Source organism: Lactobacillus crispatus, from assembly GCF_018987235.1.
In the GTDB taxonomy this organism is placed as follows: Bacteria; Bacillota; Bacilli; order Lactobacillales; family Lactobacillaceae; genus Lactobacillus; species Lactobacillus crispatus.
Genome location: NZ_CP072197.1, coordinates 456,187 through 475,300 on the forward strand (window position 1 = coordinate 456,187; position 19,114 = coordinate 475,300).

The following is a 19,114-nucleotide window of genomic DNA, read 5'->3' on the forward strand; positions in this document are numbered from 1 at the left end:
TTTTTATTTTACCGTAAACTAGTATAAGTAGAAAATAAATTTTTGATTTTAAGAGGGTTTTATTATGGATAATCGTCCGATTGGATTATTGGATTCAGGGCTAGGTGGCCTATCTGTTGCAAAAAAAGTAATTGAAAAATTGCCTAATGAATCAACTGTTTTTATTGGTGATAACGCTCATATGCCGTATGGCGATCGAACTAAAGAAGAGATTATTGAACTAGTTAGAAAATCAGTCCAATTTTTGTTAGATAAAAATGTTAAGCTGATAATTTTTGCCTGCAATACTGCGACAGCAATGGCTATGAGTACGATTCAAGCAGAAATCGATCCACAAATTATCGGAGTTATTCAGTCGGGGAGTTTGGCCGCTTCACGGACAACTAAGAATAAAAAAGTTGCGGTAGTTTCAACTAAAGCAACAGCAGAATCACATGCTTATGCTAAAGAGATCCGTTTCCGTGATCCAGAAATTCAGGTAACGGAATTAGCTGCCCCTAAACTTGCACCACTTGTGGAGGCTCAAAAAGATCATGAAACCAACTTAAAAGTAGTTAAAGAGAGTTTGACCCCCTTACAAGGAAAAGACTTTGACACTTTAATTATGGGCTGTACGCATTATCCATTGATTCAGAAAGAATTTAAAGAAGCAATTAATGATAAAAATGTTACTATCTTTGATCCTGCAGATCAAGTTGCACAGTATACGTTTAATGTGATGCGGCGCGATGGTTTGTTTAGTGATGGTAATGAAAAAGTCAGTCATGAATATTATACTACAGGCGATCCAACTAGCTTTGATCGTTTAGCAAGAACATTCATGGATGATGCTACTTTAACTTCTAAGCATGTGGATACGGAGAATGAATAATGGTTAAAGAAATTTTATTTGCGACTGGTAATCAAGGTAAAGCAAAAGAACTAAAAGAAGCCTTTAAACAAGCTGGGGTAGATATCGAGATTAAGACGAATGCTGACTTAGACAATCCGCCTCATCCGATTGAAAGTGGCCATACGTTTGAAGCTAATGCCAAGATTAAGGCCCATGAATTAGCTGAGTTTAGCAAGTTGCCTACGATTGCCGATGATTCAGGTTTAATGGTTGATGCTTTGGATGGCGAACCAGGTGTTAGAAGTGCTCGCTATGCTGGCGAAGCTCATAATGATGCAAAGAATAACGCAAAGTTATTAGCTAATTTAGGCGGTGTGCCAGATGAAAAAAGAACGGCCAAGTTTTGGACTACGATTGTGGTTTCAATGCCAGGTGAATTTGATAAAGACTTGGTTGTGTCAGGTACTTGCAGTGGTCGTATTTTGGCCGCACCACGTGGTGAAGATGGTTTTGGGTATGATCCATTGTTTTATATTCCAGAAAAAGAAAAAACTTTTGCACAGATGACTACTGATGAAAAGAATGAGATTTCTCATCGTGGTAATGCAGTGCGAAAATTGCTCCAAGAATTGCCAGCTTGGTTAGAACAATTTGATTAGATAAAAATAGCTCAGTTCGGGTCATTGATGTGTGTGATTTGAACTGAGTTATTTTTAGTGAAATGAGGTGGATATATATGTCAAAAAGTATTGGGGAAGCGCTGAAAGAGGAAAGATGGTCTTTAGGATTAACACAGGAACAATTTATTAAAGGGATTATTAGTGAATCGTTTTATTCAAAAGTAGAACGAGGTAAGAATGAAATAGTAGCAGTAGATTTACTAAAGATTTTAGCTGCTAATAACATTAGTGAAGAAGAATTTTTAAGTAAACTAAATGTTAAGGAAAATAATAATTTAGAGGAAGACTTAAAAGTTCAATTACTTAATGCATATTCTATTCATGATAAAAAGAAAATCAGTATGTTAGTCCAAAAAATACAAAATGCAGCTATGGATGAAAATACTAAAATATCAGCTCGTTTGATTGATGCAGTTGTAAATAATAAGATTAATGATTTAACTCAAAGAGAAATTACACAAATTAAGAGAAAATTTTTTGAAGTTGATGATTGGACCAAAAATATTACAACCTTACAACTTTTTTGTAATTCAATGCTTTTGTTTGATTTTGATGAGCTGGTTCTTTTTGTAAAAAAACTGGAAAAAACATGTAAAGGGAAGTTGATGAAATTACCATTTAATACTCAAAAGATAATTGCATCGATTTGCATAAATTATTTTCATAATTGTTATACAAATGATTGTGGTCAAGATGCAAGCTATGGTTATGAAATAATAGGAGAATTAGCTAATATTCCAGATTTGGGAATATATGTAATAGTTACTAATTTTTATAAGGCATATTTTCAAGGGAATAAAAAGAAAAGTCAACAGATACTAGATTTCTTGAATCAGAATGGATTAAGCGAAATATCTAGCAGATTACCATAGTCATATATGAAGACTTAATTCAAATATGAAGAATATTAGATTTTTTTAATGTTTATACTATAATTTTAATAATTAATGTAACTCTTAGGATTAGCCTAAGGGTTATTTTAGTAACAAAATTATTTATGTGGAGAAAGAAAAATGAGATCGCAATATTTCCAAGCCACTTTTCGAATTGCACGTAAGTCGAAAAAGAATATGTTGCTTGCTGTTTTATTGGTACTTTGCATGATTTTTGCTGTACTGGTTGTAGAAAAGCAGAAAATCAACGATGGCTACCGTCAATGGCGAGACTACAATGAGTCAGTTCATGTTAATGCAGATTATTTTTCTAGCAATTTGCTACGAAAAAAGGATTACAAACAAACTTTTAATAATCTGAATAAACAGGCTGAGTATTTGGCCGGTGTACAAAATGGTGAAGTATTTGATTCGCCTCAAGATTATTTGCAAAATTCCAAAAAGTTAGTGCAAACGATGCTGGCGGGTTATCAAAATAATTATCGCGGTGCTTCAACGCTAAATGTTCCACCGAAGTATCAACTGCAACAAAAATTAGTAGTTTATGATTATTTGCACCAACATCACTTAGCAATTGTCATGAATTCTAAAGAATCTAGCACCTACTTAATCTATATTTTAGGATTAGTCGGCATGTTCTTATTTTTCTACGTTTTATTTATTGCTAGTGATAGCTGGATGATTAATTTATCACATCCAACTCTGCTTAAAAATATTCCTTATCAGATTAGGGATGAAGTTGAAGGCAAATTTATCATCAATCTTGCTTTGACTTTGCTTCCATTAGTGATTGGTGTGTTAGGAAGTTACTTATTTGCTGGTTTTAAGAATGGCTTTAATAGTTTGAATTATCCAGCAGTTTTGTATTTCGGTAAAATTAGCGCGGTTCCACTGTGGCTTTATTGTTTGTTGTATTTAGTCTATGCAGTTGTACTAGTGATGTTTGTGACTAGCCTGGCATTGTTGCTTAATCAATTAACTCATAGCGTTTATCTAACGATTTTTATTGCGGCATTGGTCTACAGTATTTCACTTTTACCGGGTAGCATTGCTAAATATCTTTTCTTTTTACCTTCAGCTTATCTAAATATCAGTAAGGTTTTAGATGGGACTGTCGCAAGTCAATCAATTATTCCGGCAAATTGGGCAGTTGGTATGACTATTTTACTAGTGTGGGCTGTAGTGCTGGTAATCTGGTTCAGGCATTTGGTTAACCAAGGTGGTGTTGAAAAATGAAAAGGCAATATTTTTTATTTCAATTAAAAATATTTTTGACTAATCCTAAAAATGTGGGGCTGTTTTTCATTACCGTCGTGCTTGCACTTTACTTTGGTTTAGTCAGCGCACCGCAACATCATGTGATTGAAGATGTTGATCCATATGCAATTTCGAAAGAATATCAAGATGATCAAGCCTTTTTAAAGGTGGCTGAAAAAGAATTTGCACGGGCAGATAAAGGTACTTCGGATTATGATCCCAGTGAAGGTGCTAAAGATGCTGTTACCACATATCCGACCATCATTAAGTATGACCATGAGCGTTTAAAAGCACTTAAGAATCATGATTGGCGTTTGTATACCAAATACAGTAGCAAGTGGTATCAGAAAATGGATAATTTGATTTGGGTTAAAGAAAATCAGAATTACATGTATCCCTTGGAATACTACCACAATAATAATTACAAAGAAGATGGACATTTTGGGTATCAAAGAACATTTCACTTCTATGATGGTTTACTTAAAAGTAAAGCAAAATTAGACAAAAATGTTTTAGAAGAACGGACTACTTTACAGAGATTACAGCAGTCGCTTTCTGGGTGGACGATGATTATTTTAATTGTGATTGTTGTTTTGTTTGCGGCAGATATGATAACCAATGATCAAAAATACCGTACAGTAGTGAAGAATATTCCTCTTTCTAAAAGGACAATTCTTTGGCTAAAAACTGCGGTTATTGAAGTGGGAATTTTATTTAACTTTCTAGTTGCTTTTTTAGTCGTTACGTTGTGTACTGCGCCAAGGTATGGTTTTGGCTCCTTTAATTTATTAACGCCAATTTATACTGGTCGTCTGTATTTCAAAACGCCCTTTGTTTATCAGACGCTGGGACAATATTATCTTGGTTTCTTGATCTTTGCAGTTGTAATTACCTTTATTTTCATTAGATTGACTTTATTATTGTCGCTGATTTTTAGAAATGAATATGTAGCGGCTATTATTTCAAGTGTTTTGGCAATGAGTGCTAAAGTTCTTTATTTTTCATTGGGTATGGGCTTTGTTTATCCATTTTTGAAACACTTACCAATGACATATTTTACAATCGGCGAAAGTTTGACTAGTAATTTATCGTATTTAATGGACTCACCAGGTTGGGGCTTTAATGATGGAATTATTCCGTTAGTTACATTAGCAATTGTAATTGAATTAACTATTTGGCTATTTTGTCAGTTTAGAAAAGTAGTATTAGTGAAGTAGGTGAAAACATGTTAAAAATTCATAATGTTAAATTAGCTTTTGGCGAACATGTTGTCTTAGATGAAATTAGTTTAAATTTTCAAATAGGAACTATCGTAGGTTTAGTTGCACCAAATGGTACAGGAAAATCCACACTACTAAACGTAATTTTACATAATCTTGAGCCACAAGCTGGTTATGTAGAATATGATCATTTACGTTATCGCAGCAATCGTGAGATTATTAAACTGCATCGACTGATTTGTGCTTTTCCTGATCAAAGTGATCTGTTTCCATTTATGAGCGGTAGGGATCATTTAAAGCTTTATGCGGATCTTTGGAAAAATTCGGATAAAAATGTAGATAATATTATTAATAAATTACAAATGGAAAAATATGTTGATCGCCCAACACAAACTTATTCTTTGGGGATGAAACAACGGCTTTGTTTTGCCATGGTGGTTGCAGCTGATACGCCAGTAATGCTTTTAGATGAGGTGATGAACGGACTTGATCCCCAAAACGTACAATTGATTTCAGATTACTTATTAGATCTAAAAAAAGAAAATAAATTGATTATTATGGCTTCACATTTGTTAAATAATCTACAATCTTACGCAGATCGTGTACTTTTCTTGAAGGCAGGAAAGGTAATTGAAGATCTCGATAATCAACATCAGGCTAAGCAGTATCTGAAAACTGAAGCAAATGAGCAAGTTGAAGCTCTGTTAAAAGATAAAAAGCTTACTAAGTTGCCTGACAATAAAATTATTTTGCCATTAGAAGATAATGATCCAGAATTAGATCAGCTTGTGTTGCGAATGACTAAACAAAAAATTCCGTATTCAATTGGGCGAATTGATTTGACGGAATTGTTTAGCAAGTTTTATGGATAACAAATAAGTCGCAAAGTGTATTACATTTTGCGGCTTATTTGTTTTGGAATAGAAATTAGTGTAAATTAATGAAAAATTATATTCCCGGATTTAAAATTGAAGTGCAACACCAAGTGTTAAACAAAAAGGCCATGAAGACCTAAACTTGAAGTGACGAAAAATCAAGAAAGGAAGATCTTCATGACCAATTCAAATTCTAGCATTTCTAAGCACTATCATCAATTAACCAGCGTACAACGTGGACAAATTCAAGCAATGCTGGATTCCGGCATAACTTCCCGTACTGTTATCGCTCAAGAAGTCGGCTGCCATAAGTCGACAATCAGTCGCGAAATCAAACGCGGAAGCGTCCTGCAAAGAGACAGCAGCTATTTATTGTATGAGCACTATTACGCTGATACTGCACAGCTTTATTATGAGAAGCGTCGCAAAAACTGCTATCAGCGCAATCCATTGAAGCATTATGCTGTCTTTTTGAGAATGCTCTCCAGACGCTTCAAAGCTAAATTTGATGCCACCAGCATCGATGAATTCGTTGGTGAATTCAAAAGGACTATGCCAGGCTACCCTTGTCCCAGCACACCAACTGTCTATCGCTATATTGATCAGGGCTTGCTGGACATAAGCAATATTGATCTGCCTATGAAGCTCAAAAGACGCAGGAACAAGCGTCATCACGGCCAGAGCGGTCATGCTTTGCACAAGAAGAATCTTGGCAATTCCATTGAACAGCGTCCTAAAGAGATTGAAGACAGAAAAACGCCGCTGCACTGGGAAGGAGATCTGGTTAAAGGCGTCAGACGCAAGAATCAGCCTGCTTTAATGACTTTGACCGAAAGAACCACACGCTTTGAAGTAGTTATCAAGATTCCTGACTATCGGGCAAGCACATGCCAAAGGCTGCTTCAAAATGAGATTGACAGACATCCTGCCTGGTTTAAATCGATCACGTTTGACAATGGCTCTGAGTTTGCGGATATGACCAAGATCAAAGGCTGCCAGATCTACTTCGCCCACCCATATTCTCCATGGGAAAGAGGCACCAATGAGAACTGCAATGGACTTCTGCGTCAATTCTTCCCTAAAGGCAAAAGCATGAAAGATAAGTCAGCTGCTTATGTTCAACAGGCAACTGATGCCATTAACCGCAAACATCGTCGAATCCTTCAATATCACACAGCAGAAGAACTCTTCAAGCAATATATTTCCTCATAGCCTAACTGTTGCACTTAATTTGACAATTCAGGGAAAAATTATATTAATAAAGGATGGATGGAAATTATTAGTCCGCCGCCTATGAGTATAGTAAATATAAATCTCTTAGCAAGTTTAATATTCATGATTAAGGATCCCTTTTATGATAAGAAAAGATAACATATACGGCCCAAAATTTAGAAAACTACGAGTATTACATCATATTAGTTTAGTAGATGCCGCCAAGGACATAACAAATAAATCAACATTAGCAGAATGGGAAAAGGGAAAAGATAATTTGTCTTGGTGCAAAGTAATTGAACTTCTTTTCAATATCCACATTCAACCAATAGAATTTTTGGAAGATAGTGTATCTTCACAATTATATGAAGCAATAGCCAATATTGCTGTTGCATATCAAAATAATGATGAGAAACAACTGATAAGGATTTTTAAAGAAAATTTGCAAAAATACAAAGATGATAAGACCAAAGATTATATGTTTCGAACTGCCATTGCAGCAAATTTTTATGAAGATTTGACGGGGCACAGCATGTGTCCTTTAGTTTTGAAAGAAAAAATTATTTTGTACTTTTCAAATGTAATTGATAATGAAAATTTTTGGTGTTATGAAGATATATTTTATTTTGAATTAATTACACAGTTATTAGATGCAAAGCATTTATATGGTTTTTCTCTAAAATTATTAGAATATGTCAAAAAGAATATAATTAATTCCAAAACATGGCAGGAGCTAACACTAACTGCTTTATTTAATGCTGAGTTTTCTTTAATCAAAAAAGATCTTAAAAAAGCTCAAAGCTTATTTGAAAAAATGAGACTGTAAAATAGTTTGTGTAAGGATGAATGATTCCTTAAATTTATTTCTTTAAACATTAGAAAAAGGAGTTCCTTTCTCGTATGATTGGTTTGAACAAAAAAACACATACAGAAAGAAGAACTCCTTCATGAATGATTTTACCAAAGATTTTGCTCAAGCTCTATTCAATCCAGACAAAATAAATGATTTATTGCGCAAAGAGCTACAACAGGCTGTTAATAACTTGCTAGAAGCTGAGTTGACTGCCTTTCTAGGCTATGATCCCTATGCCAGAAATGGCTGGAATACTGGCAATTCTAGAAATGGTGCTTATTTCCGCAAGGTTGATACCCAGTTTGGACCAATTGAAGTGCAAGTGCCTCGAGACCGCAACGGTCAGTTTCATCAGCACACGCTGCCTGACTACAAGCAGCACTCTGATGTTTTGGAAAGCACGATTATCAAGCTATACTCCAAAGGCGTAACTACCAGAGAAATCGCTGACTTGATTGAGAAAATGTATGGCAGTCATTATAGTCCAGCTCAAGTATCAAATATTTCCAAGCAGATGCTCCCCAAGATTGAGGCTTATCACAAGCGCAAGCTAAGCGACAAGTTTTTCTGTGTCTATTTGGATGCGACATACCTTCCTTTGCGCCGAGAAACGTTTGAGCGTGAAGCAGTATATATTGCCATTGGCATTAAACCTAATGGACATAAGGAAGTCATTGACTACTGCATTGCTCCTAGTGAGAACATTGAAGTTTGGACAGAGATGCTTCAAAACATGAAGTCCAGAGGCTTGAAGCAAGTTGAGCTTTTTCTTTCTGATGGTGTTGTTGGCATGAAAACAGCCTTGGCCAGGACTTATCCTAAAGCTCATTTTCAACGCTGCCTGGTTCATGTCATGCGCAATATCTGCGCTAAAGTACGCGTCGACGATCGTGAAAAGATCATGAACGAATTCAAGCAGATACATCAACAGACAAGCAAAAAAGAAGCTGCAGCTGTCTTGCACAAATTCTATGCCAAATGGAATAAAGCTTATAGCCATGTCATCAAAGGTTTGAAGGAAATTGAGCCCGATCTGCTAGTCTTCTACAATTATCCCAAACAAATCAGAGCTTCAATTTATTCAACCAATATGATTGAATCCTTTAACAACGTCATCAAGCGTAAAGCTAAGCCTAAGGCAGAATTTCCAACTGAACAGTCGCTTGATGCATTTATTGGCATCCAGGCAATGAGCTACAATGACCGTTATTTCAATCGAATTCATAAAGGCTTTGGTCAGGTTCAGGACACCTTAGAATCCTACTTTGATTAAATAAATAATTAAAAAATCAATTTACGAGAAAGATCTATTTACACAAAAGATTTGACAGTTTCGAAAAAATAAATGTATTAGAAATTGGTGATGATTATACTGAAGAAAGTATTCGTAAAAAATTCATGAAAGCTTTAATCCAGTATTTAAAGAATGATAATAATACTGAAATCTATTCTATGTTTAATTGTCTAGACTTCTTGGGTTTAAACAATATGAAATCAGACTTTGAAACAGCATTCCTACAGGTTAAAAGAATATATGACAAATGATCAATATTTTTTCAATTTAATAATGTCCCCTAAGATATTAAATAAATTAATTCCGAAAAATCGGAATTAATCGCATAGCAACTAAAGATAGTGGGACAATAAATTTGTGAAAACAATAAGAAATTCAGAAAGTGTGAGTAAGGATGGCACTAGTATTAATAACCATTTTGGCATTAATAGTTATGATCATAACATGTTTGCCGATCATTCGGAGAAGTTTTAACAAATACCTTGAAAAAATGGGATACTGGAGTCTTTTGATTATTTTTATTGTCTATGTTTTCTTTGATATCTGGCTTTGGTTAAAGACATCAAATATAACTACTAATTTCTGGTTGTCATTTATTATGTCTAATATTGCAGGGATAGTTGCTCTTTTTAGAACTTATCTGGATATTAAGCATCATGAATAAAATAAAATGCCCAGTTTTTGAACTGGACATTTTTTAGTTGCTATTTTTAGCTGTATCTGACTGTCGAGCCGCGCTTGCAAATTCAATCTTATTTTGATGCAAGGTTTGAATATATTGGGTCAAATACAAATTTCTCACAGCAGATTGTTTACCAGGCTTAACTTGAAAATGAATGGAATAAACAAATTTTTTCCCTGTTTGTTCGGTCACACCGACAATAGTAGGACCTGATACAATTGTCTTTTTCTCAGGCTGGATCTTACGATTGCATTCTTTGATTAACTTGTTAACTTCATCAATATCGTTTTTGGTATCAAGATCCAAATTAATGTCTAGTGCTACACCGCCATGGGCTAGGTTTTGCACAATGGTAATGTTGCGGTTAGGGATGAAAATAATTGAGCCATCTGAACCCTTGAGACGAGTAGTTCTGAGGCCTAGTTGCACGACGGTACCAACATTAGTGCCAATCTGAACTAAATCTCCAACATCAAATTGGTCTTCACTTAGAATAAAGAAACCGTTGACCAAATCACTAACAAAGCCTTGTGCGCCCATTCCTAAAGCTAGGGAAAAAATTCCAGCACTGGCTAACAAGGTGCCAACTGGTATACCTAGAATAGAGAGAATACCGAATAAATAGAAGAAGATAAGGGTATATTGAAAAACGCTGTTAATCAAAGCTGAGATAGTTCGAGTTCTTTTATTCTTAACTGTGTTATGCTTAGCTAAGTAATTATTAATTATTTTATGACCAAAATGGGATAAAAGGTAAAAAATGAGTGAAGTAATAGCTAATTGCCAAATAATTGACAATAAATTTTGGCTAATTTTACTCCAATCAATTTCAATTTTCTGTATATTTATGTGAGTAGGAATCTTCATTTGGTGTCCTTTCTATTGCTTACGGGTATAATTAAGAATAACAAGACATTAATTGAGAATAAAGGATATTCATGCTAAACTTTTTTTAGATGTTGATGGAGGTAGAAAATGACAATTTCTTATGGTGCTTTAGCAGGCTTAATTGCGGCGATTGCATTCTTAATTTTAGTATTATTTACGATTCCAATGCTAATTCGGACCGCGAAGTTGTTGAAAGAAACTAGTGCAACTATTCAAACAACTAACGAGTCAATGAAGAAAATTTCTGAAGATATGGATGGCTTGATGGATCAAACTTCGGATTTGTTAGATAAAACTAATGACCTAATGACCGATGTTAATGGTAAAATGAAGACATTAGATCCAGTTGTTAAAGCTGCTGCAGATTTAGGCGAAAGCGTATCAGAATTAAACGATTCATCTAAAAAGATCGCTAAACGCTTTAGCAGCAATCATTTAAGCCGTACGGGTCTTATTTCTTCAATAGCTGCGACGGCATTTGCAAGACGCAAGCGTCGCAGAGGTGAAAATTAATAAAGGAGGAATTCACCATGAAAAAATTCGCAAGTTTCTTATTAGGTGCCGTTGCAGGATGTGCAGCAGGTTTTCTCGCAGGTTCACTTCTTGTTAGTGATGAACAAGTTGATGACGTTAAGAACAAGATTAAAGATAATGACAAGCTTCAAGATTTGAAGAAGAAGTATGACAATGGTACTGAAATCGTTAAGAATCAATTAGCATCATTCCCTAAGAATGTTGAAGATGATTCAGAATTGAAAGATTTTGACGACATCGTAATCGATGACTCAAATAAAGATGACGATGACAGTGAAAATGCTGAAGAGTCAGTTAACGATTTGAACAATGCTGAAAAAGATGATACTGATGCAGCATCTACTTCAGAAAAACCACAAGCTTAATTAAAGTCAAAAAGAAAAGGAGCTGGTCGTGATGATCAGCTCCTTTTTTATGACTAAAATTAGTCTTTAAGTGGTAAAACTTTTAAGTCCTTGTCAGTGTGAGTAAAGGTTTCAAAGCCGTCCTTAGTAACGACACCACAATCTTCAATTCTGACACCAGCAAAGCCAGGGATGTAGATACCTGGTTCAATGGAGAAGCACATTCCTTCTTCAAGAACTAAGTCGTTACCTTGTACGATTGATGGATATTCATGAACGTTTTTACCAATGCCGTGACCTAGGCGGTGAATGAAGTATTCACCATAGCCAGCCTTAGTAATGATGTCACGAGCCACGCTATCTAATTCTTCAGCGGTGATTCCTGGCTTAGCAGCTTCGATTGCGGCTTGTTGAGCTTCACGATCAACTTCATAAATTTCGCGTTGCTTAGCAGTAGGTTCACCGTAAGCAACAGTTCGACTAGAATCTGATGCGTAACCATCGTGCATGGTACCTAAGTCGAATAAAACTAATTCATTTGGTTGAACAGTGTTCATAGTTGGACCAAGGTGAGGATTAGCGGCGTTTTTACCAGCTTGCACGATAGTTTCAAAACTTTCATGCATAACACCTTTTTGAATTTTTAGTTGGTAATCAATTTGTCCAGCGATGCTTCTTTCGGTGACGCCAGTTCTAATTGCGTCAAAGCCAATCTTAAAAGCGAAGTCTGCTTCTGCACCAGCGCCTTGCAACTTCTTGATTTCTTCAGGTGTCTTGTAAAGACGAAGTTTTTCAATAAAAGGTGAAACATCGTTAGTGAAACTAGCGTTAGGAAATTCACCACGTAAGAGCTGGTAGTGGGCAACAGACAAATCATCTTTTTCAATTGCCCAATTATGGGTATCGTGAGTTCTCTTTTTGACATTAGTTGCTATGATGTTCCAAGGATTTTCGGAATCAAGGTAGCCAATAACGTCGCCATCCCATGCGGAAGCTTTTGCTTCTTCTACATTTAAGGCAGGACAGAAGATAAAAGGTTCTGCATCCTTTAAAACAATTAAAGCAAAGATTCTTTCATGGGGCTCCATTGAGTAGCCAGTGAAGTAGGAAATGGTAATTGGATTAGAAATGTAAGCAAGATCATTATTGGAGTCTTGCAACCATTGTTGTAATTTATCTAAGTTCATATTGTCCTCTTTTCTTGCAAATTATGTTGACTGTAGTATATCATGATTTCTTAATGAAAAAATGAAAGAAAATCTGTAAACGTTTGCATTTTATGCAGCATCGTGATATCTTTAAGTGAAGAATTTTTTGGAAGGACTGAGAGATAAGAGATGCATAAACAAGAAGTTACAATCTATGACGTCGCTCGGGAAGCTAAGGTTTCAATGGCTACGGTTTCTCGTGTTGTGAATGGTAATAGTAATGTTAGAAAAGAGACACGTGACCGTGTTCTCGAAGTTATTAAAAGACTGCACTATCAACCAAACGCTGTAGCTCAAGGTTTAGCTTCTAAGCGGACTACTACAGTAGGGTTAATTGTCCCAGATTTAACTAATTTATACTTTGCAGAATTATCTAAGGGTATTGATGATATTGCACTTTTATATAAATACAACATCATTATTACTAGTATTGAAAACCGCTTGATGAAGGAAGACCAAGTTATTCAAAGTTTGCTGAATAAGCAAGTTGACGGTGTAATTTATATGTCTAACCGTTTATCAGATGAAGCAGCTGATGCCTTTAAGCGGACTGATACTCCTGTGGTTTTAGCAGGTACTAAAGATAATCGTGATGATTTTGCTTCTGTCACAATTGACTATAAGAAGGCTGATACTGAAGCATTAAATTTGATGTACCATGATGGTAAGAAGCATTTGGGAATCGTAGTTGGTGATCAAGATGCTGTAGTTAACAGCGAAAACAGAATCCCTGCTTATGAAGAATTCATGGAAGAAAATGATTTGGGCACTCCTCGAATCTATACTGATATTAAAGACTATTCAGATGGTTATAATTTATACCCACAATTAGTTAAAGATGGCGTTGATGGTGTAATTGTTACTCGCAATATTTCATCAGTTGGTATTTTGAATTCTGCGATGGATGCAGGTAAGAAAGTGCCAGAAGATTTGGAAATCGTGACCGCCAGTGCTACGCAGTTAGCTTCTGTTGTTCGTCCAGCTTTGACTACGATTAAGCAGCCACTTTATGATATGGGTGCCGTAGCAATGAGAATGTTGACTAAGTTGATGAACAATGAAGAAGTAGATGATACTCATATTGTTTTGCCATATGAATTAGTTAAAAAGCAAAGTACTTTAAATCAATAATTAAGTGAAGCAAAAAAGACCAGTTTACTGGTCTTTTTGTTTTAGTAGATAATTTTGTTAATCTGTTGAAGCTTTTGTGTAAAAGTGGTTGGCGCAATTGCTTGATTAGGATTATAGGGCAAAAGCACGAGATTAGTGTACTGACTGACCCGTGGTAAGGACTGATAATCTCTGAAATCGTCTTGACTAAAGAAGCCATAGAACAAGATATCTTTTGCCTTAACCCAACCTAGTTTGGTATAAATCCACATGTTTTTAGGACTACCATTAAAATTTTGAATTTTTAATAATTGATTTGCGGGTAATTTTTGCTGCGTTTTGGCTTGGTTATCAGGATAACGATAAATTGTAACTTTTTGGTTAGGTTTAGCGATAATTTTCTTATTTTGATAAGGAGCAATATCTCGCTTTGTTAAGTCAAAATTAACGAATTCTGCCGAAATAAAAGTTTTTTCAGCAATTTGATAAAATAAGCGATCATCTACACGGACGCCATAAGTGACATTGACTTTTTGACCTGGTTGCACGTACTTTTTTTCTTTGATGCGAACATACGGATTCATCATTGTAGCGGCTTTAGTTTTACCAAAATAAATTCCAGTTCTATTAATAGCGTACTTTTTAGTGCCACTTTTGGCTAATTTATATTTAAAACCAGTAGCGGGATAGTTGGTAACCACGCCATCAACATTCCGATTAATTAGCCAATGCCATAGGGCAGGCGATTCGTCCATTTCGGCCCAGACAAACAGTTGCTTATGTAATTTGTGAAGCCAGTGAATTAAAAAGGGATGCTCTTGCACAATATCAGAAGAAGCATTGATAGCATTAACTTGAGGTAAATTACTGAAATTAATGCGTTTCAGGCTGCCAACGATCAAAATTAGATAAGCTTCGGGCATAATTTTTCTAAAGTGAAAGAGACTAGCAGCGGAAAATGAATGAATCATGATTCTTTTCTGCATATGGTATTTTTTAACTATTTGTGCGATTTTATCCTCTAACTCATAGGACGGATTTAATCCATGATCAATTTTAGTCTCTAAGACAAATTTAGTGTTTGGTTTATTTTGATAATGCTTAAAAAGCTCACTGAGTGACATAACGTGTTCGCCATTGTCATATTGCAGTTGTTTAAGTGCTGTAAAATTATTTTGTGATACAATTGCATGTGTATGAGTAACTCGGAAGAGGTCATCATCATGTGCAATGACCGGAACTCCATCCTTTGAGAGCTGGAGATCGAGTTCAACGTAATCAGCACCAGAATTAAAGGCGGAATCGTCAGCCTGAATTGTTTCTTCAGGATATTTGATGGGATCACCACGGTGCCCTACAACTGTAAAACCACTATTTATGAAAAAGACTAAGCTAAAAAAAAGAACCCAAACGAGTCGGCTTTTAAATTTCATGTGTACACCTCTATCGCATACTTAACAATAGCATGGTTACACATTTTTTTCTATTTATAGTACTATTCTTTTATCAGTAATCGGTATGATTGAAATCTAAAGGATGAGATTTAATGGAACAATTGGACTTAATTGAAGAAGTTACCAGAAATGATGGCAGTCGATATTATGAAATCTCTAATATTGACCAAAATGGAATTGCAGAATTAGCTGCAGATCATGGCTTAATTAAAAAAGTCAAAATACTGCAGCTGAATATTCCTCGAACTAAGGCACTGATTGCTTATGAAAAATATATCAATGATACTTATGACTTGCAGACTTTGACTAATGAAAGTGATTGGAAAAATCCAAAATGGGTAGAATGGGATAAACCTAAGGGAAAAATTTTAGACGCATATAATATGATCTTAAAAGCCAATCGAATTGGTTAGAAAGTGGCATAAAAAATGGAACAACTGCGAATTTTACATACCAATGATCTTCATTCACATTTTGAACATTTCCCTAAAATTGGACGTTACTTGAAAAAAGCGCAGGCTGATCAATCGGTTGATGGTATCTACACTTTTGATGCAGGAGACTTTATGGATCGGTCTCATCCTTTAACTGATGCTACGGAAGGTCAAGCCAACATCAAATTGATGAATGGGTTTAACTATGATGCAATTACGATTGGCAATAATGAGGGAATTTCTAATCCACATTGGGTATTGGAACATTTATTTGATCATGCGGACTTTCCGACAGTTTTAGCAAATTTGCGTGAAGAAGATGAATCAATGCCTAAATGGGCAGTCGGCCATATGTTTTTAACTACTAAGAAAAAGACGCGAATTGCTTTAATTGGCCTGACTGCAGCTTATCCAATGACTTATGGTCCTAATCATTGGCATGTCAAGATGTTAGGTGACAGTATGGATCACGAATTAGCTCAAATTGAAGGAAAGTATGATGTCTTAATTTTATTGACTCATGTTGGATTAAAAATGGATCGCTGGTTAGCTAAACATTATCCTCAAATTAATTTAATTGTAGGAGGCCACAGCCATGATCTGATTGAACATGGTGAAAAAGTGGGGCATACTTGGATTACGCAAACAGGTAAATGGGGAAACTATGTGGGTGATATTCATCTAGAACTTGAAGATCATCACGTGATTAAGGTAGTACCTCGCACTATTTCTACTGCTTCGATGCCAGAAGAACCGGAAGATAAGGCAGTGATTCAGGGCTACTATGATGAAGGTAAGCGACTTTTATCAGAACGAAAAGTGGCTAATTTACCTGAAAAATTTGCGGATGATAAAGTAGCAGCCGTTCAAGTTTCTCTTGATGCGATTGCTGATTTTGCTAAAACAGATTTAGCCATTTTAAGCTCAGGCCTATTCTTGACCCCGTTTAAGAGTGGAATAATTACTCAATATGATTTACAAAATGCCTTACCGCATCCAATGCACGTTGTTCGTTCAACCTTGAAAGGTTATGATTTGTGGCGACTAGTGATGGAAATTGAAAAGAATCGGCATTACCTAGACCATTTTCCACTGCAAGGGATGAGTTTTCGAGGAAAAATTTTTGGTCAGATGTATTACAAAGGGATCAAGGTTGATATGCGTAGACGTGTAGTTTACGTCAATGGGCATGAAATTGATCCACAAAAAGAATATAAAATTGCCTGTTTGGATCATTATGTCTTAGTTCCATTTTTTCCAACTTTGGCTATTGTCGGTGAAAATGAGTTTTTATTCCCACAATTTTTACGTGAAGTTGTTGGTAAATATTTGGCTGAAAAATATCCTTTAACAGCGAGAAGTGAAAAAGATGACTGAAGAAAATAAATTTGAACAAGAGCAGCCAATTAGACACCCACTTGCTGACGTGGTGCAAGATGGTAAGAGCATTAAGATTGGTGCGCAGCTTTATAGCATCATTGTCAATGAGCGAGACGCACTTGATTTAGAATCTTTGCGTAAAAAATATGATCCTTATCTTGACCAGTATGATTATCTGGTGGGGGACGTTTCTAGTGAACATTTACGCTTGAAAGGCTTTTATAAAGACGGTGCTAGAACCGCAATTGATAAAAAAGAAATGGCGATCGTGGATTATTTAACGGAATATTGTAATCCCGGCGGACCTTATTTTATCTTGGAATTAACGCATCCAGTACATTATTATCAGCATCAACGTACTAAAATACGGCGATCACGTGAACGACGCGAGCGCGATTTTGGTAAAAATGAGCGTTATCATGCACGACGTCGAAATTATCGGAAGAATAAAAATGAAAATAATCCGTTTAAGAAGCGGCGTGTTCATCAAACTAAATTTAAGAAAAAACAATCAATTGCAGTGAAAAAAGAATTTGGACGGCATCATTCATTTATTATTAAAAAGAGAAAGGGAAACTAGTGAAAGATTACCGGGTATTTTTAATTGACTTAGACGGAACTGTTTATCGTGGTAAGGAAACAGTTGAATCAGGAGTAAAATTTGTTCATCGTTTAGTTCAAGCAGGGAAAGACTATTTGTTTTTAACCAACAATACGACCAGAACACCGCAAATGGTAGTTGATAAACTAAAGGGACACGGTATCGAAACTGATACGGACCATGTTTATACGCCAAGTATGGCCACAGCTAGCTATATTTTACAAAGAGAACACAAGGAAAAGATCGGCTTGTATATTATTGGGCAGATTGGTCTCTGGCGTGAATTATTGCAACATCCAGAGTTTGAGCTTAATGAAGAAAATCCCGATTATGTAATTGTCGGTATGGATACAGATCTGACTTATCATAAAGTACGAGTAGCTTCACGGGCGATTAGACGTGGAGCCACTTTTATTGGGACTAATGCCGATATGAATTTACCAGCAGAGGATGAGCTAATTCCAGGCAATGGTTCACAATGTGCATTCGTTGCTGCAGCAAGTGGAGTAGAGCCACTGTATATTGGTAAGCCTGAATCAATTATTGTAAAAATGGCTTTGGATAAAGTTGGCTATAGCAAAGATGAGGCACTTTTGGTAGGTGATAATTACGATACCGATATTAAAGCTGGCTTTAATAGTGGAGTAGATCAGTTGTTGACTTTGACAGGTGTGACGACCAAAGTGGATATTGCAGATAAACGTCAACCAACAATTTTAGTTAATAACCTAGATGAATTTGAATTATGATTACTAAAAACAATATTTTTTCGCTGATTTATCATTTTTTGTTTGCTGTTTCTAGCAGTGTAATTGGGGCAATTGTGGCTAGTTGGCCATTATTGTTTATTTTTATGATCGTACAAAAGACATATGAGACGGTTCACATGTCTTTGTTTAAGGTAATGCATAATTATAACCAGCTGATGTTTTATTTGCTCTGGCCCTTTAAAAAGCAGCTTAAAATGGATAATTTCCCTACATCTGCTAATGCGGCAGAACATTTTGCGGAATGTAAGCATTTATTTATTCTGACTCTATTAGTTTTTATTATCTGCATCATAGTGCACTTTGTTTTTAAACGACAAAAGAAAAAGCTACTGCTTAATTTGGATAAATCAGTAGCCCTTATTTTGCTATTATTGCCAATTATTATTTTTCCATTTGCAGTAACCAATTTCGACAGTTTCTTTGTGATTTTTCACCATATTTTGTTTAACAATAGTGATTGGCTGTTTGATCCTAATACTGACCCAATTATCAATGTGCTAACGGAAGGCTTCTTTGCTTCTTGTTTTGCCGTTGCTGGGGTTATTTATGAATTATATTTTGCTGAAAAATTATTACGTAAGTAAAAAAGAGTT

The 19,114-nt window shown here is 35.5% G+C and carries 21 protein-coding genes; 18 read left to right on the top strand and 3 right to left on the bottom strand.

Annotation, left to right across the window (positions count from 1 at the left end; genetic code table 11):
• Positions 1-64: 64 nt before the first annotated feature.
• The 10 genes from murI (at position 65) to J6L97_RS02350 (ending at position 9,780) form a co-directional block, all read left to right on the top strand.
• Positions 65-871: a glutamate racemase gene (murI, locus tag J6L97_RS02305; RefSeq protein ID WP_057727034.1), complete on the top strand. Its 807-nt coding sequence runs from the start codon at positions 65-67 to the stop codon at positions 869-871.
• The gene (locus tag J6L97_RS02310; protein WP_057727035.1) at positions 871-1,491 is read left to right on the top strand and encodes an XTP/dITP diphosphatase; all 621 of its coding nucleotides are present in this window, start codon (positions 871-873) and stop codon (positions 1,489-1,491) included. Before murI ends, J6L97_RS02310 begins: the two co-directional genes overlap by 1 nt.
• Positions 1,492-1,568: 77 nt before the next feature.
• Positions 1,569-2,384 (top strand): helix-turn-helix domain-containing protein, encoded by an 816-nt coding sequence (locus J6L97_RS02315; protein ID WP_057727036.1) that lies wholly within the window; start codon positions 1,569-1,571, stop codon positions 2,382-2,384.
• 141 nt (positions 2,385-2,525) lie between these two features.
• The gene (locus J6L97_RS02320) at positions 2,526-3,641 is read left to right on the top strand and encodes an ABC transporter permease (RefSeq protein ID WP_054833038.1); all 1,116 of its coding nucleotides are present in this window, start codon (positions 2,526-2,528) and stop codon (positions 3,639-3,641) included.
• Positions 3,638-4,879 carry an ABC transporter permease subunit gene (locus tag J6L97_RS02325; protein ID WP_057727037.1) on the top strand — a complete coding sequence of 414 codons (1,242 nt, stop codon included), beginning with the start codon at positions 3,638-3,640 and terminating at the stop codon, positions 4,877-4,879. The genes J6L97_RS02320 and J6L97_RS02325 overlap by 4 nt, the downstream gene beginning before the upstream one ends.
• A gap of 8 nt (positions 4,880-4,887) precedes the next feature.
• Positions 4,888-5,754 (top strand): ABC transporter ATP-binding protein, encoded by an 867-nt coding sequence (locus tag J6L97_RS02330; RefSeq protein WP_057727038.1) that lies wholly within the window; start codon positions 4,888-4,890, stop codon positions 5,752-5,754.
• A gap of 180 nt (positions 5,755-5,934) precedes the next feature.
• Positions 5,935-6,969: an IS30 family transposase gene (locus tag J6L97_RS02335; RefSeq protein WP_123811765.1), complete on the top strand. Its 1,035-nt coding sequence runs from the start codon at positions 5,935-5,937 to the stop codon at positions 6,967-6,969.
• Positions 6,970-7,111: 142 nt separating this feature from the next.
• Entirely contained in the window at positions 7,112-7,795 is a 684-nt protein-coding gene (locus J6L97_RS02340; RefSeq protein WP_143436835.1) for a helix-turn-helix domain-containing protein, read from the top strand.
• A 121-nt stretch (positions 7,796-7,916) separates the two neighbouring features.
• Complete coding sequence (locus J6L97_RS02345; protein WP_005728142.1) at positions 7,917-9,095, top strand: IS256 family transposase; 1,179 nt, start codon at positions 7,917-7,919, stop codon at positions 9,093-9,095.
• 511 nt (positions 9,096-9,606) lie between these two features.
• Positions 9,607-9,780 (top strand): hypothetical protein, encoded by a 174-nt coding sequence (locus J6L97_RS02350; protein ID WP_216786115.1) that lies wholly within the window; start codon positions 9,607-9,609, stop codon positions 9,778-9,780.
• 33 nt (positions 9,781-9,813) lie between these two features.
• On the opposite strand, the gene J6L97_RS02355 is transcribed toward J6L97_RS02350, so the two are convergent.
• Positions 9,814-10,665 (bottom strand): mechanosensitive ion channel family protein, encoded by an 852-nt coding sequence (locus tag J6L97_RS02355; protein WP_057726950.1) that lies wholly within the window; start codon positions 10,663-10,665, stop codon positions 9,814-9,816.
• Positions 10,666-10,773: 108 nt separating this feature from the next.
• Here J6L97_RS02355 and J6L97_RS02360 point away from each other — a divergent pair, with 108 nt between their 5' ends.
• Together J6L97_RS02360 and J6L97_RS02365 are read left to right on the top strand one after the other, a co-directional pair.
• Entirely contained in the window at positions 10,774-11,199 is a 426-nt protein-coding gene (locus J6L97_RS02360; RefSeq protein ID WP_005720512.1) for a DUF948 domain-containing protein, read from the top strand.
• 17 nt (positions 11,200-11,216) lie between these two features.
• A complete protein-coding gene (locus J6L97_RS02365; protein ID WP_005720511.1) occupies positions 11,217-11,585 on the top strand; it encodes a hypothetical protein in 369 nt (122 codons plus the stop codon).
• Positions 11,586-11,644: 59 nt separating this feature from the next.
• Here the strand turns inward: J6L97_RS02365 and J6L97_RS02370 are convergent, their stop codons facing one another.
• Positions 11,645-12,751 carry a M24 family metallopeptidase gene (locus J6L97_RS02370; RefSeq protein WP_005725547.1) on the bottom strand — a complete coding sequence of 369 codons (1,107 nt, stop codon included), beginning with the start codon at positions 12,749-12,751 and terminating at the stop codon, positions 11,645-11,647.
• Between the two features lie 150 nt (positions 12,752-12,901).
• Here J6L97_RS02370 and J6L97_RS02375 point away from each other — a divergent pair, with 150 nt between their 5' ends.
• Positions 12,902-13,903: a substrate-binding domain-containing protein gene (locus tag J6L97_RS02375; protein ID WP_054832976.1), complete on the top strand. Its 1,002-nt coding sequence runs from the start codon at positions 12,902-12,904 to the stop codon at positions 13,901-13,903.
• 41 nt (positions 13,904-13,944) lie between these two features.
• Here J6L97_RS02375 and J6L97_RS02380 read toward each other — a convergent pair whose 3' ends face one another.
• A complete protein-coding gene (locus J6L97_RS02380) occupies positions 13,945-15,315 on the bottom strand; it encodes a glycerophosphodiester phosphodiesterase (protein WP_005720508.1) in 1,371 nt (456 codons plus the stop codon).
• A gap of 113 nt (positions 15,316-15,428) precedes the next feature.
• Here J6L97_RS02380 and J6L97_RS02385 point away from each other — a divergent pair, with 113 nt between their 5' ends.
• Genes J6L97_RS02385 through J6L97_RS02405 form a run of 5 tightly spaced genes read left to right on the top strand, consistent with a single transcriptional unit; the run spans position 15,429 to position 19,105 of the window.
• Positions 15,429-15,749, top strand: a complete 321-nt coding sequence (locus J6L97_RS02385) for a hypothetical protein (protein WP_005720507.1) — start codon at positions 15,429-15,431, stop codon at positions 15,747-15,749.
• Between the two features lie 15 nt (positions 15,750-15,764).
• Positions 15,765-17,147, top strand: a complete 1,383-nt coding sequence (locus tag J6L97_RS02390) for a bifunctional metallophosphatase/5'-nucleotidase (RefSeq protein WP_005726619.1) — start codon at positions 15,765-15,767, stop codon at positions 17,145-17,147.
• A complete protein-coding gene (locus tag J6L97_RS02395; RefSeq protein ID WP_005720505.1) occupies positions 17,140-17,730 on the top strand; it encodes a YutD family protein in 591 nt (196 codons plus the stop codon). Before J6L97_RS02390 ends, J6L97_RS02395 begins: the two co-directional genes overlap by 8 nt.
• Entirely contained in the window at positions 17,730-18,500 is a 771-nt protein-coding gene (locus J6L97_RS02400) for a TIGR01457 family HAD-type hydrolase (RefSeq protein ID WP_054832975.1), read from the top strand. The genes J6L97_RS02395 and J6L97_RS02400 overlap by 1 nt, the downstream gene beginning before the upstream one ends.
• Positions 18,497-19,105 (top strand): TIGR01906 family membrane protein, encoded by a 609-nt coding sequence (locus tag J6L97_RS02405; RefSeq protein ID WP_005721551.1) that lies wholly within the window; start codon positions 18,497-18,499, stop codon positions 19,103-19,105. Before J6L97_RS02400 ends, J6L97_RS02405 begins: the two co-directional genes overlap by 4 nt.
• Positions 19,106-19,114: the final 9 nt, after the last annotated feature.